We start from the raw sequence: 23667 nt of genomic DNA, 5'->3' as shown, positions 1-23667 counted from the left end.
GTATTGCCTTGAATATGAGTCAAGTTTTAAGCATCAGTGCCTAAAGTAATCACTTTGCCAGCTGTTGCCTCGGCGTCACTGTGGTCGTGCGTAACCATAATGGCAGGCAATTTATGCTCGCGTATTTGGCTAAACACCAGTTCGCGGGTATCAACACGCAATTGGGTGTCGAGTTTACTAAAAGGCTCGTCGAGTAAAATAGCTTTAGGTTCGCTGAGCAACATGCGTAGTAGTGCAACACGCGCTTGCTGCCCGCCAGATAAGCTGTCGGGATGGCGGGCTGCCAATCCTGTTAAGCCAACTTGTCCTAGGGCATGGTCTATTTTTTCAAGACGCTGCTTTTTATTGCCTTTGGGCATAGCAAAGGCAATATTTCCTGCCACTGTTAAATGCGAAAACAATAAAGCGTCTTGGTAGAGCACGCCAATATGGCGTAAATGCGGCGCTGTGTTATCTATATTTTGACCATTTAGCCATACTTCGCCTTGTGCCCTAAAGTCTTTGGGCAAACAGCCTGTAAGCCAATTTAACAAGCTTGACTTGCCACTGCCCGATGGCCCCATAATGGTGAGTATTTCGCCGCCATTTACTTGCTCGTTTAAGCTTAGTAACAGCTCGCCTTGACGATAAAGCTGACAATCTTTGATGTGTAATGATGACTGCATTAAATAGCCTTAATGGTTTTATAGTTAAGCGCGCGCTTTAAAAAAGTATTTAGGTAACACCCATGCCACACCAAAACCAATTAGCGGTAATGCCATTTGTAAAATGGCGTAAACTGCACTGGTGCGTCTGCTTGCGCCATTAGCAAGGGTTACGGCTTCGGTGGTAATGGTACTTATACGCCCGCCACTGGCTAAAAGTGTAGATAAATACTGGCCAAAACTAATCGCCAGCCCAAGCGCTATCGCGATTAAAATCGGGGCGAATAGTTGTGGCAATTTAACCTGTAAAAACACTTTGCAGGGACTTGCCCCCAAGCTTGCGGCAACGCGCGCTAATCGAGGGTCTAAACGCCTGTAACTATCGGCAATAGATAAAAAAACATACGGTAAAACAAATAGAACGTGCACAAATATCACATTAAAAAAGGCATGCTGGCTATTGAGTAGTTGTTGTAACCACACAATACCAAATAAAAACGCAATACTGGGCACTAATAAAGGAAGATAAATAATTAACTGTGTCCATTTCGACATGGGTTTCGCGTTTAACTGCTCGGCTTCTAAGCACAGCAATACCATAGTGATAGCAAACAGCGTACTTATTCCCCCTATTATTAGGGTATTAAACAAGGGGGTATGTATTTGTGTAAATGCATGTTGAAAATGCAGAAATACCACGCTTGAGGGCACCGTATCCGGAAAACGCCAATAGCCCGCTATTGACCACATCACTAACCCAATTAGCGCAGCAACAATAAAAATTAAAATTAGACTCGTGAAAACATGAGTAAATGTGCAGATCAATTGATGTGCATACTGGCGACGGCCATTAATAAGTGATTGCTTAAAAACTAGAGCAATGATTTTTTCAAGCAATAGCCACGTTAAGAGTAGTCCAACAGTGATCGCTAATTGTAACAGGGCACCCGCCGAGGCTTTTATTCGCAGGTTTAAATCTACATCGTTAAACCAGTGCATTATAGCAACGGCTAAAGTTGGGGGGGTATTTGGGCCAAGAATGAGTGGCATTTCAACGCTAGCACTGGCATAAGCAAGTACTGCAAAAATAGGTAAACGTAACAGTGGGTATAAACTGGGTAGCACCACTTTAAAAAACGCCACCATGGGGTAATAACCTAAATTAACCGCGATTTGATGCTGCTTGCGTAGCTTTTTGCCAAGTTCGGGTTGCGCCAAAACACCCAGCGCAATCAGTAGTAAAAAAGGTAACTCTTTAAGCACAAGCCCAATAATAATGCTCCAGCCAAAAGCGTCGTAAGGTAATGCGCCCTCTGGCGCTAATTGCCAGCCAGTTAACCATGGAGAAAATAAACGAGTAAATAACCCCGATGGGGCAATTAAAAAACTCACCGCAATCGCCGCTGCGGCATGCGGAATAACCAATATTGGACTTAAAATATATTCAATGCGTTTAAGCCACACACTATTAAAAAACGCGCCAAGCATAATGATCATCAGCATAAACGCGATTAAGGTACTAATAAGCCCCGTTCGTATGCTCAGCCCTACCATGTGTGTTAATCCAGGCGTTTGCCATAATGCGCTAAACCCTGCAAAGCCAATATTTGTTTCATTGAGTGCCGGCGCCCAACCAAAGGCAGGTAAAAGCACGCCGATTACCCCCCCTAAAACGGGTAAAGTAAGCAATGCGACCAAACAGTAAGGACATATTTTGACCAAAAAGGTAAATAGGCTATTTAAAGCGGGTACTTTATTCATTGGCTTACCCCATAGCGCGTTTGCCAACCTTGCATTATGGCATTAACCCAACTTGGGTGAGGCTCACTGAGTGTGCGTTTTATGCTATTAAAAGGCAGCGCACTTGGGTGCGGTTGTGTGGTTTTAAATAAGGCTTGTTGCTGGGTATTTAGCATTGATTGGATCAACACGGTTTTATCGCCCCAAATAGTGGGCTTTTGTTTATGAGCTTGCGCTTGAGGGCTTAATAAAAAATTAGCGACTAACTGTGCGCCTTGTGCATGGCTTGCATTATACGGTATTGCTACAAAATGGGTGTTACTTAAACTGCCATCATGCATAGCATAACTGCGGGTGCTGGTGGGTAAATCAAAGCGTTGTACTGCAGCGGGCACTTCTGGCGCTGAAAAGGTAAACCCGATACTAAACTCAGTATCGTCAATTAAGCGGCGCATTTGTGCGCCACTTTGCATAAAATGTTTGCCGCTGCGCCAAAGCGTAGGGTGTAATTTATTTAAAAATACCCACAAAGGGTTGAGCACCTCAGCGGTGTTTTTATCTGTAGCTGGCTGGTTTAGCTGTGCTTTTAATTCATCATCGCTATTATTATGTAGTACCACTAAGGCGTATTTTAAAAAGCTCATGCCTAAAAAATCAGGCGGCTTTGGGTAACTAAAACGCCCAGGATTTTGCGCGCTCCAAGTTAATAACTGGTGTAGGGTGGTGGGTAATTGATTCGTTGTGCTGCCATCTATTGCTAGGCTGTCGTAATAGAAAGTGAGCGACGCTTGCCCCCAAGGCGCTTCCATCCCGTTTGTAGGCAAACCAAAATCAAAGTTTACCGCGGGGTTGTTATTAGGATCGGTTAATGCAAAATTTGGCAGCGTCTGGGCCCAGTCTTTAAGCAGCAAGTCATGCTTACTCATAGCGGCAAAGTTAGCGCCATTGATCCAAATTAAATCGACACTGCCTTGAACGTGATTATTGGCTGATTTTTCTGCTAATACTCGGCTTACTGCTTCGCTGGTATCGCTTAATTTTACATGCACTAATTCAATATCATATTGCGCTTTGACCTGCTCAGCCACCCATTGAATGTAGGCATTTATTTGCGGATCGCCGCCCCATGCATAAAAATAAACGCGCTGGTTTTTACCTTGGCTTTGGATAGTTTGCCAGCGAGTATCAGAAAAAGAGGTTGCCATGGTTTTAAAGCTAACAATTAAAACAATGCACAAAGCAATACTCAAAAAACAGTATCGGCTGAGTATTTGTATTGGCTTAACGACGTGCATTTAAATCCCAGTTGTAATCTAAAAATTTAATTTTCATGTCATTATTTTGCAGCGCTTTTTGTTGTGAGGGTAGCAGTTTTAATGCATCAGCGTATTGTGCTAAAAACGGGTGTAATGTGTTTGCTCCTTTAAAGCCTTGTTCAAAATCACCGCCGTACCATTTAAAAATAGACGATACATTTAAAGTATTGCCTGTTGCCATGTTGCGGGTGTTGTCTGACAAAAAACGAACAGTTTGCTGGTGTAATTGCTCTTCTAGTTTATCGGCCGAATAGGCTTCTTCACGAAGTGCAGGGCAACCAATACTGGCGCAGTTTACTGCAAAGTGAATACGCGGGTCGTTGTATTTATCACTACCACGAATTAGCTCATGCTCTATATCATCAAGGCTGCGTGTTTTACCTAGTAGCGAAATAAACTCTTTACTCCATGGCGAACTAAAAAAGCTACCTAACTCTTTGATTGATTCAATATTAGGGTACTGCGATAATATTAGTTCAACGGTAAAGGCATTATAGGCATTAATTAAAAACGCCAACTGTTTGTGTTTGTCCCACGTGTTAAATTCACCTGGTGTGATGGCTGTTAACGTATTTAAATATGCTTTTAATTGGGTATGCTCGTGTTTAATTGCAGCGTAATCAACCTCAGTGCTGTGCCCATGATTAATAGCGACCACATGTTTAGTTAATAGCGTGTTCCAACTATCGTGCAGGTTTTGTGCACTACTTGTAAACGCCGTGACCAGTAGTGCACTTAAAACTAAAAGCTTCAATAACGTATACAAAGGCTTAACCTCGGCGCCATGCATGGTATTTTTCAAGCATGTTTAAAACAGTGTGTGGAGCATGGTTACGTTTCCATTCACCTGCGGCATATTTGTTGCCTTCTGCCCATGTTGGGTAGCTGTGAATTGTGCCTAAAATTTTATTAAGACCAAGGCCGTGTTTCATGGCTAAAACAAATTCAGCAATTAAATCGCCTGCATGCTCAGAAACCACAGTAACTCCGAGTATTTTGTCTTTTCCTTTAGGGGTGATCACCTTAATAAAGCCATTATTGGCGCTCTCAGTAATGGCGCGGTCTAACTCTTCAAACTCAAAGCGGGTGATTTCATAGTCTATGCCTTTATCAATCGCTTCTTGCTCGTTTAGGCCTACACGCGCTACTTCTGGATCAATGAAGGTGGTCCATGGAATAACACGGTAATCTACTTTAAACTTTTTAAAGTGGCCAAATAAGCCATTAACCGCCGCGTACCACCCCTGATGAGCCGCAACGTGAGTAAACTGGTACGGGCCTACAATATCGCCTGCGGCAAAAATATTAGGGTAGAGTGTTTCTAGGTAGTCGTTAGTTACTATGGTGCGATTAGTTTCTATACCAAGCTCTTCAAGGCCATAGCCTTTGAGGCGTGCGCTTCGGCCAACGGCACACAGTAGCTCATCGTATTCAATATCAATTTCGGTGTCGTTGTGTTTCACCACGAGGTACTTTTTACCCTCGCGGGCTTCACAACGCAGCGCTTGGTGTGAGGTTAAAATATTAACGCCACTATCGGTCAGTGATTGGTGTGCAAAAGCTGACACTTCAACATCTTCTTTAATCATAACGCGCTCAGCCATTTCAACTTGCGTCACACTTGAGCCTAAACGAGCAAAGCTTTGTGCAAGCTCACAACCAATCGGGCCGCCACCTAAAACAACCAGTTTTTTGGGCGCTTCGTCGAGCTCGGCAAATTTGCTCCATAAAGTATCGCTAGTAACGTAACCAGTTTCTTCAATACCTGGCAGTGGCGGTACAAACGGGCGAGCACCGGTGGCAATAACAAGTGTGCGAGCGGTAAGAGTTTGCGTGCTGCCATCGTTAAGTTTAATTTCTACTGTCCACGGGTCAATCAATTTTCCATAGCCTTTTAAAACCTCCACACCTAAATTTGTGTAGCGCTCTATGCTGTCGTGCGGGGCTATATCAGCAATGACTTGATGTACACGTGCCATTACTTTTTTAAAGGAAAACTGCGGTGTAGTGTTTTCAAGGCCATAGTTTTCACCATGGCGAATTTGCTGTGCTATTTTTGCACTTTTAATAATCGCTTTACTAGGCACACAGCCAGTGTTTAAGCAGTCACCGCCCATTTCGCCGGCTTCAATTAAGGTGACTTTGGCTTTTACTGCGGCGGCAATATAGCTGGTAACTAAGCCGCCTGCACCCGCGCCAATAACAATCATGTTACGGTCGAATTTTTTGGGCTTAGTGTAGTTTTTATAAACCCGTCGTTTTTTAAACACATTTAAAATCGCTTTCGCAATCAGTGGGAATACTCCTAATAGAGCAAATGACAGAATTAAATCTAGTGACAAAATGCCCGATAAACGCTCAATTTGCGCAAGCTGAGTACCGGCATTCACAAATACAAAGGTGCCTGCCAACATACCAATTTGGCTCACCCAATAAAAAGTCCACGACTTAATAGCGGTTAAGCCCATTAATAGGTTAATTAAAAAGAACGGAAATACCGGCACTAAACGCAAAGTAAAAAGGTAAAAAGCGCCTTCTTTATCTACGCCTTTATCGATAGCAGCTAAACGCTCAGGAAACCGTTTTTTAATGGTGTCGCGTAATAAATAGCGTGACACTAAAAAGGCAAGGGTGGCACCAATCGTTGAGGCAAACGACGCCACCAGTAAGCCTTCTACTAAGCCAAATAATGCGCCTGCGGCCAATGTTAAAATAGCTGCGCCGGGTAAAGAGAGAGCCGTTACTACCACATAGAGTAAAAAGAACCCGCCAATAACTAACAACGGCGATTGCGCTTTGTATTGGTTAAACTGATCCATCGACCCTTTTAAGCCATCGAGTGTAAGCAACTGGTGCAAATTAAAATGAAAGAACATGCCAACACCGGCTGCTGCAATCAATACTAACAATAGTTTTTTAATCATATTATCTCTTGGGCCTAAAAGTTATGCGTTAGGGTAAGCTTGGCGTTTATTGGTAATTCAGGAAATGCCAATGTTGCGCCAAAATAGCCGCCTTCAAACACTGGGCGCCAGTTATCTTGATTTGTGACGTTGTTCACATCTAATCGCAATTTAGTGCTAGGCGTAAACGCATAGCTGGTATTGACGTTTAACGTGTATTGGTCACGAATTTTTACTGTTTGTAAAAAGTCCAGCGGGTAACTCTTTGTATACAAAGCTGAAAAACCTGTCTGCCATTTCTCATTAATTGAATAACTACCATTAACGCTTAACGATTGCTCAGGAATACCTTGTACTTGGCTATTTGAAGGGGCAAACGCTGTATAACTTGGCGCGCCTATACCATTACCGGCAATAATATCTGGGCGAGAGTTATCAAACGCATCAGCAATTTTCGCCGAGTCTTGGCCAGTCGCAGAGTTATCGTAGCGCGCGTCAATATAGCTATAACCTGCACTTAACCAATATGGGTAGGCGTCGTAAAATACTTGGCCTTCAAAACCTGAGGTACGAATACCGGTATTGCTGCCATCGCGGTTGCGTAAACTACGGCGCTGGCTAAATAGGGCGCCATCAGCATACCAATCGCTGTTGGTAGGCGCGTATTTTAAGCCAAATTCTACTAGCGTGTTTTCGGTTGCAAAGTTTTGCGCACTAATCGCGTTGTCACTACCTAAGGTGTTACCACCGGCCATACTATTTGAAGTCGCTTCGTTGTAACTTGCTGCGCCGTAACTTGTAAAATCAGTATTGAGCTTGTAATTAAAACTGATTTGGCCAGATTGCAGTGTGTCGTTAATGCTATCACTGGCTGCTGTTTGCCCTTGTGGTGCAATGGGGTCGTGTGCTTCTACGTCATAATAATCAACGCGGTAGCCCACACTGGTACGCAGTTTATTTGTCCACTGTGAGTCTTGTTGTATAGCAAAGCCAGTTTGCCAAGAGCGCGAGTCGGTGGTGTCTGATAAGTTAAAATCGCCACTGCCATCGCCGTTTATATCGTATTGACCACCTGGGGATACAAATACACCAGGGCGCAGCTCAACTAAGCGTGCTTTTTGCGCATCGGTTAATGGAATGCGACGGTTTGAAAGTGGGCCCGTTAAATCAATTGGTGTGTCGGCCTCGGTGGTAAATTGGCTGTAGCCAAGTACTTTGTTGTAGCGTACATCAAAGGCTAAGATAGTTTGCTGTTTATTATTCCATTGATACGTTAGTTCAGTGCGGTTTTGTGCGGTATCGGCACCATCTATAATTTCAACAAAACTGTTTTGAGCCACTTCATCACGTTTTAAGTGCTGAAAATAGCTAATATTTTTAAGCGACGCTTTATCTGAAAGCGCGCGCTTATAAATACTGTGTAATAGGTAAGTAGTGGCTTCGTTTTGGTTATCAGGGTCGGTAAGTACGGTGCTGCGATCAATGTTAACTAACCCTGTAGGAGATACAATTGAACCCGCTGCGGGTACTGTGCTGCCGTTTGCTTGAACGCCTTGGCCGGTAATGTAAAGGCCATGGTCGATGAGTGCTTGAGTAGGGCGGTTAATACCGGCGTTGTCGGTAAACTCAACCTGATATAGCTCAAAGTTAATATCCCAGCTGCTTTTATCATCAGGCAATACTCGCAGTGCTGCAAAAAGACTGTCACTTTTAGTCCCTGAGTAATCGTAGTAGCTTCCATGATCAAGGTGTTCATAACTCACACGAAAACCAATTTTGTCTTTTACAATCGGTGCGGTGTAATCAAGCTGAGCGGTGTATTGATCCCAACGACCCGCAGAGAGCTTCGCTTTACCTTTTTGTTCTTCAGTGGAGGCTTGCTTAGAGTGTAAATTTACAAACCCCCCATTGCGCTGGCTTGAACCAAACAATACTGGAGGAGCGCCTTTAACTACATCTATTTGTTCTACCGCGTTAAATGAAAGCGGTACACCAAAGCCGTTATTACCCGCTTGGCGACGAGTTCCATCTTGAAAAAGCTCACCTAATTGGCCTCGAATAGTAGGTAAACTTGGTGCCCCAAAGCCACTGGCGGCATACGTATTAGGACTCACCGCAAGTACATCATGCAAGGTGGCAATGTTAAGTTGTTCTATTAGCGCTTTTGAAATAGGTGTAACTGAACGTGCTATATCTTGCAGTGCTAAATTATCGCCAAAGGGGCCATTTATGGTTGCATCTTTAACAGAAAGTCCTTGAGAATTTAAACTTTGGCCCGCTACTTCAATACGCTCTATAGCATTTTCTGTTACAGGCTTTGTTGTAGCAAAAGCAATAGCGGGTGTATTTAATAAAGCGGCTATAGATACGGCCAAGTACGAATATTTCAAACGTTTTCTCTCTGTAATTGTATGTTGATGGTTATAAAAGACCGAAAGGCTTAAAAATAACTTTCAGCAATTTAACAATATTGATATTTATTAAAATATTAAAAATAGCTGCTTTGGTAATCGATTTATTAAACAAGCTTAACAGCTATTTACAATTATTATGAAATAAAAGGGAGTTTGTACGGTCTTTATTGCTTATTAGTTTATTTATCTCTTTTTTAAGGAAATTTTATGACAAGCTCAACGAATAACGAGGTACAAATTACTTACAGTGGTGAGTATTCTCAATGCTTAAAAAATTGAAGCGATGTATTTTACAGTTTATTTTTGGTGTGTGCTTTAAAGGCAAAAACAGTGTTTGTTTGCGTGAAGCTATATTTAGCTGCCCACTTCCTTTTATTTTTTAACTTATTATACTCTTAGCTGATTTATTTTTTGAGGAATTTCGCGATGTTGCGAATTATTTTATCGGTAAGTGTGGGGTTGACCCTGAGTGTTGGCGCGTATGCCAACGAGGTGATGACACCTGAAAAACTTTGGCAAGTAAAGCGTGTGAGTGCATTGGGTTTAAATCAAGACAAAACGCATGTCATCTATAAAGTGACAACACCCAGTGTAGAAAACAATAACTTTAGCAGTAAGGTGTACCAAGTAGCGCTTAAAGGTGGCAATTCTCAGCTGTTAGAAGCCTATCAAGGTTTGTTAATCGATAGCCGTATTTCACCCGATGGCAGCAAGCGGCTTTTCCATGAAAAAGTACAACTAGAAGATGTGTTAGCCACCGACCGTCATAAAGAGCTTGCTCAAGCTAATGCCTACGTGTTTGATGATTTAAATTATCGCCATTGGGATACGTACAAAGATGGCAAGTTTAACCATGTGTTTTATCAAGACTTAAACACCGAAGACACCATTGACATAATGAAAGGTTTACCATTTGATAGCCCAACCTCACCGTTTGGAGGCACTGCCGACTACACTTGGGGCCCTAAAGGTGAAAATATTTATTATGTAAGTAAAAAGCTGTCGGGTAGTGACTATGTAAAAAGCACCAATACCGATATTTATCGTTACAATCTTGCTAGCAAAAAAACGACAAACATTACAGAAGATAACTTGGGTTATGATAAATACCCCGCATTTTCTGCAAACGGTCAGTTGGCTTGGTTACAAATGGATGAAGCCGGCAACGAAGCAGACAAGAACGATATTATTGTTAAAGTAAAAGACCGTGAGTTTAATTTAACTGCACACTGGGATGGCACGGTAAACAGTTTTAAATGGAGCCATGACGCTAAACACATTTATTTTGTGGCACCTGTTAATGGTACAGTGCAACTTTTTCAGGTGGCGGTAAATACAAAAACAAAGGCTCAACCTAAAATTAAACAGCTTACAAATGGCATGTTTGATGTTAGTAGTATTGTCGCTGCGCTAGATAATCAACTGGTTGTAACCTTAAGCAGCATGAATGCTGCGAGCGAAATTTACCGTTTTGATATTAAAAGTAAAGAGCTGGTGGCGTTAACCAAGGAAAACGATGCGTTTTATGCCACGCTTGATTTACCCAATGTTGAAAAACGCATAGTTAAAACCAAAGACGGCCAAGACATGTTAACGTGGGTTATTTATCCGCCTAACTTTGATAAGCGCAAAAAATACCCAACACTACTTTATTTACAAGGTGGGCCGCAGTCTGCGTTATCGCAATTTTATTCTTTTCGTTGGAACTTTCAGGTTATGGCATCGCAAGGTTATATTGTGGTTGCGCCAAATCGACGCGGTATGCCAGGGCATGGCGTTGAGTGGAACGAGGCCATTAGTAAAAACTGGGGCGCTGAGGTAATGCAAGATTACTTAGGTGCTATTGATGATGTAGCAAACGAGCCTTATGTTGATAAATCTCGCATTGGTGCGGTGGGGGCCAGCTACGGAGGGTATTCTGCGTTTTATTTAGCTGGCAATCATGAAGGTCGCTTTAAAACCTTTATTGCCCATTGTGGTATTTTTGATTTACGCAGTATGTATGGCACAACCGAAGAGTTATTTTTTGTCAACAATGAACTAGGTGGTGCGTATTGGGAAAACACCGTGGCAACTAACAACGCCTATGGTCAGTTTAATCCTATTAATCATATTGAAAAATGGGATGCGCCAATGTTTGTTATTCATGGTGGTAAAGACTACCGTGTGCCACTTGAGCAAGGAATTGCTGCTTTTCAGGCGGCTAAACTACGTGGTTTGAAGAGTCGTTTTTTATACTTCCCAGAAGAAAATCATTGGGTGCTATCACCGCAAAACGGAATTGTTTGGCAACGTGAATTTTTTAAATGGCTAAGTGATACGCTTTAATGAGGGCGTGTTGATTTTTAAAGTGCCGCTTACTTGTCAGCGGCACTTTTTATTAAAAACATGCTCATTTTAGCTTATTGAATAACTCGCTATCTGCGTTAAAAATTATTCATATAGAACAACTGCATACCATAATTTTTGCCTTGTTATCGACTTATGTCCTTGTCGCTATAATAGATCACTAATTTAATGCAATTGGTATAAACACTGAGACTTATTTTGTTTAATTTTTTGGCAATGAAATTTAAGTATAAGCGGTAACTGCTGCGGCGTTATCGCTTAAGGTTAGCGCTATATGGTTAATTTCAAAGGATAAACAAGTGCTGCAGCTGTCTTGTTTACCTTGCTATCGACACGATTTGCTTTCCTTAGATTTAGCGAATTAAAATTAAAAATCAGCGGCGACTTCAAACTCTAAACGTTGATGAGAAATAGGGTGTGTAAAGGCTAAGTACTCTGCATGTAAATGCAGTCGGTCTGCCTCTTTGCCATAATGAGTATCGCCAACGATTGGAGTGTTTAACCCTAATTGATGGGCGCAATGAACGCGTAATTGATGCGTACGCCCTGTTTTGGGGTATAACTGCAGTCGTGTGGTGTTGTTTTTTCGCGCCAGTACATGCCATGTTGTTAACGATGGTTTCCCGGTTTTATAGCATACCATTTGCCGTGGTTTGTCATCAAAGTCGAGCACTAAGGGTAAATTAATGACCCCGCTATTCTCTTTGATATTACCGGCTACTAAAGCAACGTAACGCTTTTCAACGGTGCGTTCAATAAATTGTTTTTGCAGTGCTTTGTGTACTCGTTTATTAAGTGCAATCATTAATAGCCCTGAGGTCGACATATCCAATCGATGTACAATCAGCGGGCCAGAAGCCGCAGGAAACTGCGTTTTAATGCGCATATACACAGAGTCATCAATATTAATCCCGGGCACCGATAAAAACTCCGCAGGTTTATTAACGACCAGTAAATCATCATCTTGATAAATAATGCTTAAATCTTTGCCTTGTGCGGGATTGATCAACAATGGATTTTGTTCAACATTTAAGCCAGCTAACATGTGGCCTAAGATAGGTTGGCATTTACTGTAGCATGAAGGGTAATAATGTTTATGGTGCCTTATTGCTGATTTAGGCGGTGCTCCCCACCAAAATTCAGCCATAGCGAGTGGCTTTAAATCATGTGTGTATGCATATTGTAATAACTTGGGTGCTGCGCAATCTCCCGCACCTGCCGGCGGTGTATGCTCGGGAAGCTTAGCAAAAATAGTATTTAAATCGGTAATTTCGCCTTTAGCATTTAAAAACTGATACTGAGCAAATAATTTCTTTTGTAAGTTTTTAGAGAGTGTTTTGCGCCGTTTTTTTAAGTGTTTTATTATGTCAGTATGCTGTGTTAATAATTGTTCAAGTTGCGTTATTTTAGTTTGCCACGTTTGCTTTAATGCCTGTAGCTGCTTTTTTTCAGCAATACTTTGCGTGGCAAGTTTAGTTTTTAGCTGCTCAAGATCATGGTCGTTAAGTTGTTCACTAGCCATTTGTCGCTGTGTTTTACGTTCTTTACGCGTTAACTGCATTGCTTGTTGCTTAGCTAAAAGCTGTTGCTCATAACATGCTAACGCGGTGGCTAATTGCTGCTTGGTTTCTTTGTATGCACTGCTGTTTTCTAAAGTATGTATTTCACTGTTTATTTCATTAATGACTTTATTTTGTGTTAAAAATACAGGGTCATTCAATTGCATGTTTGATACGGCAGGTACAAATTTGATTGACGCTTTTAACGCGGCGTGTTGCCCGGAATAAGCGGCTAAAAACCCTATTTGTTCGGCTTGATTTTTTACAATTAGCACGCCAAACATCTTCCCCGTTGTTTCATCGCTTACACTTTCATTTTGTTGATAAGGAATTGCCGTATCAAGCTGTTGCTGTAATTGTTTAACAGCAATCACCGCCAAAGGGTGCGGCTGATAATAAAAAGGAAAGGTAAATTTTTCAGGTAATTCAAGTGCCTCAATATTTTGGCAAAAAGGAATAAAACAAAGAGCAGAGTTATGCATAACAATAGCGCTTAAAACAACAAAATAAGTGGCGCAGATCATACCATAGACAAAATAAAAGCGTGCAATAATGCACGCTTTAGCGTATTTCACGATTTACATAGGGAACTAGTTTAAAAACTGTAACTCATTGACAACCAAACACTGCGTGCTTTTTGAGTGGTGTTGTAATCAGAGGTACATTCGAACTCATCTTCTGATGCGGCAAGTAAACATGTACGGCTTGATAAATCATCATCTAGTAAATTGTTTACTCGAGCATTAAGCACTAAGTTGTCGTTTATTTTATAATTTGCGGCTAAGTGAAATAGCTCATACGGTTTATAGTAAAGTTTTTGTGCTTGTGGGCCTTGCGGACCAGAAACATTGGCCGTACCACGAAAACGGTCGCTACGAATTTCAGAGATAAGAGATACCGTTAAGTCTTCCATTGCTTGCCAATCAAGCGTAACGTTGGTCATATTTTTAGGTGTGTTTACCAGCGGTAATCCTTCATCGCGGCCACTTTTAACTTCACTGTCGGTATATGTGTAGTTACCTTTAAGTGTTAAAGTGTTTGTTATGTGCCAATTTGCTGCTAACTCCAGGCCACGAGTGGATGATTTATCAACATTGGCAGCTTGTGAAAAATTAGTAATGCCTAAGTCGGCCCAGCCATCGCCAATTTCAACACACGCAGCACCTTCTGGGGCAACTTCACAGTTAGGCAAATTGTCTTGATTAATAATTTTGTCTTTAAAGTCGTTATAAAATACGGTGATATTACCGCTAAAGTTATCTGCGCCATTAAAGTATGCTGCTAACTCATAGTTTACGCTGGTTTCTGGTTGTAAGTCTGGCGTACCAACAAACGGAAAGGTTCCTTGGCCACCAAAACCAGTAATGCCTGGAAATAATTGATTAGGCTGTGGTGTTTTATAACCTGTACTTACACCGCCTTTAAAAGTCCACTCGTCTGCGGGCGCAAACGCTAAATATGCACGTGGACTTACTTGAGAGCCAAAAATATTATGATGATCGTATCGCGCACCAATTGTGGCCGTTAAATCTGGGGTTAATTCCCAGTTATCTTCAGCGAAGAGGGCCGTTTGTCGATGATCTTGTGTTGTACCTTCACGAAATCCATCGCCGTACATACCAAATACACCGTCTTCCATTTCAACATCATAATATTGCGCGCCAACAACAAAGTAATGGTTGTCAATATTGGCTTCTAACTTAGTATTAATAATAAGGTTATCAAGTCTTAAATTACGCAGTGGACGAGGTAAAAACGTATCATTAAGTTGTGCGTAAATATCATCAGTTAATACTGGACTAGTTGTGTCTTGGTCAATAATAGCTTGATCCCAAATAGCTTGTACGCCTTGTCTTTCTTGAACTGTTAAAGGAAGCGAACGACCAAAGTTTTCACTGCGACTGCTTGTTATGCTGCTGGTAATTGTTGCAAGATCGTATCGGCCTACATGTGCAACAACAAATTGCTCACGCTCAACACGTTGATAAGGTGTATACCCGACACGTGGTTGTACAATACCACCGCGAGCCCGCCATAGGCTGTTAGGGCTATCAAGGGTACCGGTTTGTCCCTCAGTATTATCGTAACGTTGTTTCGCAATATCGTATTCAAAGCTGAGTTCGTTTTGTTTATTTAGTTGGTAGTTTAGCGTAGCCCCTAAATTAAAGTTACGCGCAGCAACAATTTTTTTGTCGCCAAAACTGCCATCATCTACCCACATAGTGCCATCTGGTAATTTTCGGCTTTCGCTGTAAGTTGGCATGCTTTCGCTACGGTCATAAAAGCTACCGCGTAAAGCATAGCTAAGGTTATCAATGCCGCTTGGGCCAGTTAAATATAAATCGATTTTGTTATCGTCACCGTACTGTGAATCGGTTTGAATATTGCTACTGACAGTTACGCCGCCATGGAGTGTATCAAGGTTTTTACGTGTAATAATGTTAATAACACCACCAATGGCATCTGCACCATATAATGTTGACATTGGGCCTCTAACAACTTCAACACGGTCAATTGCTTCCAGTGGCGGCATATACATAAATTGGCTGTTACCAAAGTTGTTTGGACCGATATTACCTACATCGCTTTGACGACGACCATCAATAAGTACCAAAGTATAGCTTGCCGGTAAACCACGCATTGTAATGCTAATATTGCCGTTTTTGTCTTGTCCTGCGCCTACATCAATACCTTCAATATCTCTTAAGGCGTCAGCTAAGCTGGTGTAAGGTTTGTTTTTTAATTCATCACGAGAAATAACCGATACGCTGGCTGGGGCGTCAATTAATTTTTGTTCGTACCCAGAGGCGGTAACAACCATTACTTCCATATTCGCTGCGGTATTATCATCATCTGCTAAAACGGCAGGGGCAAATAAAGCTGCGCTGATCAATGAAGCCAAATACAGGGGGCGAGATTTCATTATATTTCCTTTTAAATGCACTAATTATTAATAACAGTTAACTAAGTGTTTATGATAACTATTATCAATTGCATTTTCAATTGTTAATATACGCTTAATATCACTTTTGTAAAATTGTTCGGATCAATATGCATATTGAACTGCGTAAATAGGGGGAGGAAATAATTTATTAGATGAATCGCTCTATCTGAAATAGTTCAAATTAGACGAGGGTGTTTGAAATGACTCTATTTATAACTAATGATTATTCAGTGCGTTAAGTTTTAAGTAGTGTATTGGCATCAATAAAGCACACTGTCGTAACTATAAACGCCATAGTAGCAAAATAAGGTTAACTATGAGGCAGAAAAACCTGCCCCATAGTCATTCTTAGCGCTTTATTTGTTAGCGTCTTTAACTGCTTTTAATTTAGCGGCATGGTCAATTTCAAATTCAGGCATGTCTTTTTTGCCTTCCATTAAGTAATTGTCCATCCAGCGCATTAAACGTAAGCTGTAATCGTACTGTGCGGCCACTTTACGATTACCATGTCCTTCGCCTGGGTAGTAAACAAGGCGCACGTCTTTACCTTGTACTTTCATATAGCGGTAAAGCTCCATCGATTGCGCAGGGTGAACGCGAGGATCGTCCTTGCCGTGCATAATAAGCAGAGGTGTTTCAGATTGGCCAGCCCAGTAAATAGGGCTGCGCTCTAAGTACCACTGCCATTTATCCCAAGGGTAAGAGCGTGCATGCACTAGATTCATTTCGTTAGAAATATCAGTAGTACCAAACTTTGAGAGTTGGTTGCTTATACCTACAAACATAACACTGGCGGCAAAATGCTCAGTGAGTTTGGTTGCGCCCCACGCTGATGCATAACCTCCGTAAGAGCCACCTGTAATACCAACACGTTTGGTGTCTACTAACCCCATATCAACAAGGTGTTGTTTAAAATCGACTAAATCGTCAAACTCTTTACCTGCGTAATCATTTTGGCCAAGCTTTGAGTAATCCACGCCTTTACCTGTTGAGCCACGGTAGTTTGGATAAAATACCGCATAACCACGAGCGGCACCCATTTGGCCCGGACGTGAGTAGTTGGTTACCCAGCCGTCTTTGTCATGGCTTTCAGGGCCGCCGTGTACCGACATGATTAGCGGGTACCGTGTGCCTTTTTTGTAATCAAGTGGGTAAACGAGTATCCCATCAATTTCAACACCATCACGTGCTTTTAGCGTTATGGTTTCTTGTTTAGCAAAGCGCTTGTCGTTTAGCCAGCTATTTGAATCGGTTAAACGTTTTGCTTTGTTACTGCGCACAATAAATACTTCGTTAGGATGTTTTGCGGTATTTCCTCGAAGTGCGAGTGTTTCATCCGAATCTGAAATACTGAGTTGTGAGGCAATAAATTTGCCTTCTTTAACTAGTTTTTTGTACTTATTAGAGCCAGCTTTAATGCTTGCTACAAAACTTTGTGTGCCAACATTGGCAATAAAGTTAAGGGTATTACGTTTATGCGACCATTCAAAATCAACAACGTGACCCATAAAGTTAGGTAACCATTCAGTGATTTCAGCGGTTTTAGTGTCGGCAATAAATAAGCGACCGGTTGCAGGATCATGTTTGTCTTCTGCACCTAAAATAGCAATGTATTTACCGTCATGAGAGAGCTCTGCATCACCGAGCTTACCTTGTGTAGCAAACGACATGCTGATGCTATTATTGGCAATATCAAACAAATGCCATTGCGATTTCATGTATTTGTCGTCAATTAACGCACTCGGCTGAGTTTTAATCAGTAGCTTTTCGTTATTGGGTGCCCAGTTAACATCACTCACATAATCATCAACATTGAGTGCGGTAGGTGTAAGTGGCTTGTCAGCTTTTGCTAAGTCAACAATAAAGAGCTGTTTGTTTTTTAAGCCCATTTCATATACTTCAGCTTTAAAGCCCAATTTTTTAAGTTCTTTTTCTGACTTGTCTGCCGCTGGCATAGCTAAAATAGCGAGCTGTTTGTTATTTGGGCTTAATTTGTAGCTTGAGATTGATGTGTCTTTTAACGACATAACAGCTTGTGCTTGGCCGCCATCAACAGGTATTTGGTAAAGCGAAGTGTATTTATCGTCTTTTAACTTAGCTAAAAAATAAATTGTCTTACTGTCGTTTGACCACTGTAGGCTTTTAATATTAACTGAGCCAGTAATAAAGGGGCGTTCAACACCTTTATCGTCAACAACATAAAGCTCACTATAATTACTGCCATTCTCATCAACATATAATGTACGGGGTATCGAACGTGTAAACGCAACGTTGTCGCCATCTGGGCTAACACTTGTTTGGATCACCGATTGGATTTTTGGAATGTCTTCAACGGTTATCGCCGATTGCGCAAATGCAAGTGAGCTTGAAAGCCCAATTGCTAGCGCTAAGCTAGTTTTTAGCATTGTTATTTCCTTTGCTTTATAAGATTTACCTCATTATAACAAGGTGTAACTAATATACTAAAAAATGCGATTAATCCTCAAAAGAGGACGTTTAATGAAGAAATAAAGGCGCAGTGGAACACCGCGCATTAATTTATAGGCTCTTTTTAGGAGGAAGCGCTACGTTTGCAAAAATAAGTCCTGCAACAAGAGACATAAAAATTAAGAAGGTTTGCTGGCCAATATGCTCAGCATAAACAAAATCTTGGCCTTCAATTAGTGAGTTTAAACCAATGTAGGTTTTGCTCCCGGGTACTAACACAATCAAGCCTTGCATAGCCACAATAGAGGCCGGGGCATTGGCAATTCGGTTAAATAAATTACTAAATACACCCACTGAAAACGCACCTATAAATGTACCCAACGTGTAATTTAAATCCAGGTATACGGCAGGTCCAATACTGGTGCCATAAGCGATAAATCCTGAAGCAATAGACCAAGCTGCATGTTTAAACTTAGTTCTAAAAATCACAATTAAGCTGCTACACAGTAAAAATATAGCTAACCAGGCTGTCCATTTAGGCAGTGGCGTGGGCTGTACAAAATCAGCTTGGCCAAAAAGTGCAAAACCAATCGCAATACCAATAAACGCACCAAAATAGAGTTTAAACAGCAACATAAACGAGTCCATAACGCGGGCTGTTCCTGATACTAAATGCCGTGCAGCAAGTTCGGCTAAACCAAGCGCTAAGGCAAGTCCGGGTATAAACACGATAATAGCCGAGAGTACGATAAGACGGATATTAATATGCGCATCTAAATGTACACTAATTGCACACGCTAATATTGCTGAAACAATGGCAACCAGTGGCTCTAGCATGTGGGCAACACGCTTAGAACGTGCCGACCACAACACAAATAAATAAACAATAAAGGTTAATAATCCAGACCAAATTACATCATTCCAACTAGTGCCCATTAACATCGCAAATGCGCCACCTGATGTAGCAAAGGCAATACCTGTGATCACTTTATTGTACGGATTTGGCGCCTCAAAAATAATATCCAGTTGCTGATCAACTTCTTGCAACGTTAACTCATCATTGAGCATTTTATTAACGAGGTCATCGGTATCTGCAAGCGAGCCTAAATCGTGATCGCCTGGATCTACGCGGGCAACATGGGTGTATTCATCTTCGTGGCCATCAGTCCAAATAACAAAGGTGACCGATGTTGGCGACATGACAAACGATGATTTAAGACCAAGGTAAGTAGCCACTTCCATTAAATGGGCTTCTAGGCGATAAGCCGGTGTACCGTACTTATGAAGCATTTTGCCCAATTTAACGATAAATTTGCGTTTTTCTGTAAACGTTGCGGTTTTCAAATTTGTTTTGAACCAACTATTAAATAACTAAGCTAAAAATATAGGCAATAATGCTAAAATTGCCCAAGTTTATTTGCGGCGATTTTAAACACAAATCGCCGCCTGTCTAGTCATTTCTCACCGTTATTTTTTATTTTTTTCTGCTATCCATTGCGACATGTATTGTGTGCTGCGCATGGTGTGATGTTTAAGCATTTGGCCGGTGAAATTTTTCATTCTGTGCGTCGATAAACTTTCACTTACTAATTGAATTTTTTCGATTAAATTGTGGCTTAACTGCGCTTTATCATACATAGAATGAAGTAACGTATTGCCTGCTTTTTGTGCAGTTTTAAATTCAGCTTCATTGCTATAAATTGAGACGGCAGCATTTGCAAATTCTTCTGCATTTTGAGTAATCGCCCCAGGCCAAGGTAAATTACCATGCATGCCTTCGCTGCCTATTGGTGTGGTGATACTGGGGGTTTGCATGATCATGGCCTCTAATAGCTTACCTTTTATGCCAGCACCAAAACGAAGGGGAGCTAAACAGATACGTGCATTTTGCATTACTTTATAAGCATCATCCGCCCAGCCCTTAATTAAAAAGCCGGTTTTAGGATTATTAAGTGCGGTGGCTTTTGGGGGTGGGTATGAACCATAAATATGTAATTGTGCATCGGGAAGCTGTTTGCGAATAAGTGGCCAAATTTGTTGTAAATACAGTACCGCATCCCAGTTTGGCGCATGCCTAAAATTGCCAATAGTCATAAAATGCTGGCGCTGCTCAAAGGTGTTAGTTGTTTGAGGTAAGGTGTTTAAATCAACCATAAAGGGTAAATGATGCAATAAATCAGTATCTACATTAAATACCTCATGTAACAAACCCATTTCGAAACTTGAAATAATTAAGCTTAAATCGCAGCGTAAAATTGCGGCTATTTCACGTTTAGCAATATCTGAAAGTAAGTCGTTGTTTGAAAATTTACGCTCGCCTTTATGGGCTTCGTGGCGTGCATTTCGTAGACATTGTAAATCTTCGGTGTCTAAAATTTTCAGTGCATTTGGGCAATGCTTATCTACGCGCCAACCAAATTGTTCTTCCATCATAAAGCGATCAAACATGACAATATCGGGATTGTAAGCTTTAACATAGCTATCAAAACTATCGCAGTTAAGTGCAATGCTTTGGCTGGTTATGCCGTAGTCATCAAGATTTACCATGTGCTCGGTAGGGTGTGCAGGTGTGGCAAATTCAACATCCCAGTTTTGCGCTTTAAACGCATTAAGTAGCGACATCATGTGCGTACCCGCAGCAGAAGAATTGGGTTCTGGCCAAACATAGCCAATTACCAGCACTTTTTTCATTGGCTAGATCTCTTATTATTAGGGTCTGTTGACCTTTCAAGGTTAAATTTTGCAGCAGTCTGTTTGGTATTTAGGCAAGGCAGGGCCTATGTGGTGTGGTTGTTCCCCACAAATAGGCGATAACGCAGCATCAATACCAAACAGGCGCTGCCCGAAGGGTTCTGCCTAGGGGCGATTTACTCTTTGTTGCTCGGTTTTTACTTAGCCCACTAGGTTACAAACCTCGCGCCACGATTAAACCGCTCCTAGTTTGAACAAATTTTAATCCGCAAAGGTCAACAGACCCTAAAATAATAGAAGCTTTCTTGTAAGCTTTCCTGACTATTACATGAGTTTTAGATAAAATCTAGCTCACTAAAAAATGCATAGGTTATAAAAAGATGAATCGAATAGGTGTATTTGGTGCAAATGGTCGAATGGGACTCGCACTTTTAGAAGCTGCAACAATTAATAAAAATTCACAATTAGCGGCGGCCTATGTGCGCAGTCAGTCACTGTTATTAGACCTGCCCGTTAATCAGCTTAATAGCGCAGCGGCAAAAGAGATTAAGTTTAGCAGTGAACAGCAGGTTGAAAATGTAGATGTGCTTATAGACTTTACTTTGCCTGAAGGCATGAGAAATCATTTAAAAACAGCCGTTGAGCAAAAAACACCTATGGTAATTGGCACCACCGGCTTAACTCATGACGATATGGCGCTATTAACGGATGCCGCTAAACATATTCCGATTGTATTTGCGCGTAATTATAGCGTGGGTGTAAATTTACTACTTAACTTAGTGCAAACGGCAGCGACAAAACTAGGTGATGATTTAGATATAGAAATTTTTGAAGCACATCATCGTCATAAAATTGATGCGCCATCGGGCACGGCACTTGCCATTGGCGAGTCGATTGCTCAGGCAAAAGGGTGGGATCATGATGAAGTTGCCGTTTATGATCGCAACAACATAGAGCAGGCCAAATCACAAAATGAAATTGGTTATTCGGTGCTAAGAGGCGGAGATATAGTAGGTGAACACACGGCCTACTTCGCTACAATGGGCGAAAGACTTGAATTAACCCATAAAGCAAGTTCGCGAATGACCTTCGCGCTAGGTGCTATAAGAGCTGCGCAGTGGTTGAAAAATAAACCTGCAGGACTTTATGACATGCAAGATGTGCTAGATTTAAAGTAGTTAAGTTCCTTTTTTAACGCTTTGAGGTGGTTTTTTGCTATAACCACTTATTTATTGCAATTTACTAATTAGCGTTAGACCTAAAAGCCAACTTCATGTAGAATGCAGCCAATTTGCCAAAAATTACTAAATGCGTGTTTCCAATTATACTCATATGGTTAGCAAAACCGGGGTTTGTGTGGGAATGAAAAGAGTTTTAGGCAAGAAAAATGAATGAAGGTTTAGTGGTTTACATCGGCATCATTTAAGACTGCGTAAAACAATTTAAGCTCACAGAAATCAGGTTTTGACCAATTATCTGAGTATTGGCGGGGTGTTAAGCAATTTGCTTACTCCCGTTTTTTACTGTTAGGAGGTTTAACTTGACTAAATCCGCTCTGTTAGTCCTAGAAGACGGCACAGTGTTTCGCGGTACTGCAATCGGCGCTGACGGTATGTCAGTCGGTGAAGTAGTATTCAATACGTCTATGACTGGTTATCAAGAAATTTTGACTGATCCATCGTACGCGGAACAAATCGTAACTTTGACGTACCCACATATCGGTAATACGGGTACCAACAGCGAAGACGAAGAAGCGAGTCACATTTGGGCTAAAGGCCTAGTGATCCGTGATTTGCCACTGCTAGCGAGTAATTTTCGCAACGAGAAATCGTTAGATGATTACTTAAAAGAACGTAATATTTTAGGTATTGCGGACATCGACACCAGAAAACTAACCCGTATTTTGCGTGATAAAGGCGCACAAAATGGCTGTATCGTTGCCGGTGACAAACTAGACGAGAAAAAAGCGCTTGAAGCTGCGCAAGCCTTCCCAGGCTTAAAAGGCATGGATTTAGCAAAAGTTGTCTCAACCAAGGAAAATTTTGAGTGGCGCGAATCAAGCTGGTCATTAGGAGAAGGGTTTAAAACCTTACACGCTGATGATGAAAAGTTTCATGTTGTTGCCTACGATTTCGGTGTTAAACGTAATATTTTACGCATGCTTGTTGACCGTGGTTGTAAACTAACGGTTGTCCCTGCACAAACCTCTGCCGCTGACGTATTAGCCTTAAACCCTGATGGTATTTTCTTATCGAATGGCCCCGGCGATCCTGAGCCGTGTACGTATGCCATTGATGCAATTAAAACCTTTTTAGAAACCGACACGCCAATTTTTGGTATTTGTTTAGGGCATCAACTATTAGCGCTGGCCTCAGGTGCTAAAACAGTAAAAATGAAGTTTGGCCACCATGGTGGTAACCACCCCGTTAAAGATATTGACCGCGATGTTGTAATGATAACGGCACAAAACCATGGTTTTGCTGCTGATGAAGCCACATTACCAGATAACCTACGTGCAACGCATAAATCGTTATTTGACGGCACATTACAAGGTATTCACCGTACAGATAAACCAGCATTTAGCTTCCAAGGTCACCCTGAAGCGAGTCCTGGTCCGCACGATGCAGCCCCATTATTTGACCACTTCATCGATTTGATGCAAGCGCGTAACCACTAATTT

General features: G+C 41.5%; 14 protein-coding genes. 3 read left to right on the top strand and 11 right to left on the bottom strand.

Features of this window, described 5'->3' with window-relative positions; genetic code table 11:
• Positions 1-26: 26 nt before the first annotated feature.
• From KG708_RS05045 to KG708_RS05020, 6 genes are read right to left on the bottom strand one after another with little or no spacing between them, the layout of a single operon-like run.
• Positions 27-665, bottom strand: coding sequence for an ATP-binding cassette domain-containing protein (locus KG708_RS05045; RefSeq protein WP_213608376.1), 639 nt, complete (start codon positions 663-665; stop codon positions 27-29).
• Positions 666-689: 24 nt separating this feature from the next.
• Positions 690-2405, bottom strand: coding sequence for an ABC transporter permease subunit (locus KG708_RS05040; protein WP_213608375.1), 1716 nt, complete (start codon positions 2403-2405; stop codon positions 690-692).
• A complete protein-coding gene (locus KG708_RS05035; RefSeq protein WP_213608374.1) occupies positions 2402-3679 on the bottom strand; it encodes an ABC transporter substrate-binding protein in 1278 nt (425 codons plus the stop codon). The genes KG708_RS05040 and KG708_RS05035 overlap by 4 nt, the downstream gene beginning before the upstream one ends.
• The gene (locus KG708_RS05030; protein ID WP_213608373.1) at positions 3666-4490 is read right to left on the bottom strand and encodes a DUF547 domain-containing protein; all 825 of its coding nucleotides are present in this window, start codon (positions 4488-4490) and stop codon (positions 3666-3668) included. The genes KG708_RS05035 and KG708_RS05030 overlap by 14 nt, the downstream gene beginning before the upstream one ends.
• Positions 4471-6624 (bottom strand): bifunctional TVP38/TMEM64 family protein/FAD-dependent oxidoreductase, encoded by a 2154-nt coding sequence (locus KG708_RS05025; RefSeq protein WP_213608372.1) that lies wholly within the window; start codon positions 6622-6624, stop codon positions 4471-4473. Before KG708_RS05025 ends, KG708_RS05030 begins: the two co-directional genes overlap by 20 nt.
• Before the next feature lie 14 nt (positions 6625-6638).
• A complete protein-coding gene (locus KG708_RS05020; protein ID WP_213608371.1) occupies positions 6639-8993 on the bottom strand; it encodes a TonB-dependent receptor in 2355 nt (784 codons plus the stop codon).
• Between the two features lie 450 nt (positions 8994-9443).
• Here KG708_RS05020 and KG708_RS05015 point away from each other — a divergent pair, with 450 nt between their 5' ends.
• Positions 9444-11345, top strand: a complete 1902-nt coding sequence (locus tag KG708_RS05015; RefSeq protein ID WP_213608370.1) for a S9 family peptidase — start codon at positions 9444-9446, stop codon at positions 11343-11345.
• A gap of 388 nt (positions 11346-11733) precedes the next feature.
• Here KG708_RS05015 and KG708_RS05010 read toward each other — a convergent pair whose 3' ends face one another.
• The 5 genes from KG708_RS05010 to KG708_RS04990 form a co-directional block, all read right to left on the bottom strand.
• Positions 11734-13407 (bottom strand): RluA family pseudouridine synthase, encoded by a 1674-nt coding sequence (locus KG708_RS05010; protein ID WP_213608369.1) that lies wholly within the window; start codon positions 13405-13407, stop codon positions 11734-11736.
• A 113-nt stretch (positions 13408-13520) separates the two neighbouring features.
• The gene (locus tag KG708_RS05005) at positions 13521-15848 is read right to left on the bottom strand and encodes a TonB-dependent receptor (protein WP_213608368.1); all 2328 of its coding nucleotides are present in this window, start codon (positions 15846-15848) and stop codon (positions 13521-13523) included.
• 377 nt (positions 15849-16225) lie between these two features.
• Positions 16226-18274 carry a S9 family peptidase gene (locus KG708_RS05000; protein WP_213608367.1) on the bottom strand — a complete coding sequence of 683 codons (2049 nt, stop codon included), beginning with the start codon at positions 18272-18274 and terminating at the stop codon, positions 16226-16228.
• Between the two features lie 133 nt (positions 18275-18407).
• Positions 18408-19640: a threonine/serine exporter family protein gene (locus KG708_RS04995; RefSeq protein ID WP_213608366.1), complete on the bottom strand. Its 1233-nt coding sequence runs from the start codon at positions 19638-19640 to the stop codon at positions 18408-18410.
• 123 nt (positions 19641-19763) lie between these two features.
• Positions 19764-20987, bottom strand: a complete 1224-nt coding sequence (locus KG708_RS04990) for a glycosyltransferase (protein WP_213608365.1) — start codon at positions 20985-20987, stop codon at positions 19764-19766.
• 380 nt (positions 20988-21367) lie between these two features.
• Here KG708_RS04990 and dapB point away from each other — a divergent pair, with 380 nt between their 5' ends.
• On the top strand, positions 21368-22165 hold the full coding sequence (gene dapB, locus KG708_RS04985; RefSeq protein ID WP_213608364.1) for a 4-hydroxy-tetrahydrodipicolinate reductase: 798 nt from the start codon (positions 21368-21370) through the stop codon (positions 22163-22165).
• Positions 22166-22527: 362 nt separating this feature from the next.
• Positions 22528-23664, top strand: coding sequence for a glutamine-hydrolyzing carbamoyl-phosphate synthase small subunit (gene carA / locus KG708_RS04980; RefSeq protein WP_213608363.1), 1137 nt, complete (start codon positions 22528-22530; stop codon positions 23662-23664).
• Positions 23665-23667: the final 3 nt, after the last annotated feature.

It is taken from the genome of Pseudoalteromonas sp. (assembly GCF_018402495.1).
Lineage (GTDB): Bacteria > Pseudomonadota > Gammaproteobacteria > Enterobacterales > Alteromonadaceae > Pseudoalteromonas.
This window is presented reverse-complemented; position numbering and strand designations above follow the sequence as displayed.

What these genes read in the sequence shown, in the direction of transcription:
- KG708_RS04990 (WP_213608365.1), bottom strand. Translation starts at nt 20,987, where the DNA reads ATGAAAAAAGTGCTGGTAATTGGCTATGTTTGGCCAGAACCCAATTCT.
- KG708_RS05000 (WP_213608367.1), bottom strand. Translation starts at nt 18,274, where the DNA reads ATGCTAAAAACTAGCTTAGCGCTAGCAATTGGGCTTTCAAGCTCACTT.
- KG708_RS05045 (WP_213608376.1), bottom strand. Translation starts at nt 665, where the DNA reads ATGCAGTCATCATTACACATCAAAGATTGTCAGCTTTATCGTCAAGGC.
- KG708_RS05030 (WP_213608373.1), bottom strand. Translation starts at nt 4,490, where the DNA reads ATGCATGGCGCCGAGGTTAAGCCTTTGTATACGTTATTGAAGCTTTTA.
- KG708_RS05035 (WP_213608374.1), bottom strand. Translation starts at nt 3,679, where the DNA reads ATGCACGTCGTTAAGCCAATACAAATACTCAGCCGATACTGTTTTTTG.
- KG708_RS05010 (WP_213608369.1), bottom strand. Translation starts at nt 13,407, where the DNA reads ATGCATAACTCTGCTCTTTGTTTTATTCCTTTTTGCCAAAATATTGAG.
- KG708_RS05025 (WP_213608372.1), bottom strand. Translation starts at nt 6,624, where the DNA reads ATGATTAAAAAACTATTGTTAGTATTGATTGCAGCAGCCGGTGTTGGC.
- KG708_RS05015 (WP_213608370.1), top strand. Translation starts at nt 9,444, where the DNA reads ATGTTGCGAATTATTTTATCGGTAAGTGTGGGGTTGACCCTGAGTGTT.
- KG708_RS05040 (WP_213608375.1), bottom strand. Translation starts at nt 2,405, where the DNA reads ATGAATAAAGTACCCGCTTTAAATAGCCTATTTACCTTTTTGGTCAAA.
- KG708_RS05005 (WP_213608368.1), bottom strand. Translation starts at nt 15,848, where the DNA reads ATGAAATCTCGCCCCCTGTATTTGGCTTCATTGATCAGCGCAGCTTTA.
- dapB (WP_213608364.1), top strand. Translation starts at nt 21,368, where the DNA reads ATGAATCGAATAGGTGTATTTGGTGCAAATGGTCGAATGGGACTCGCA.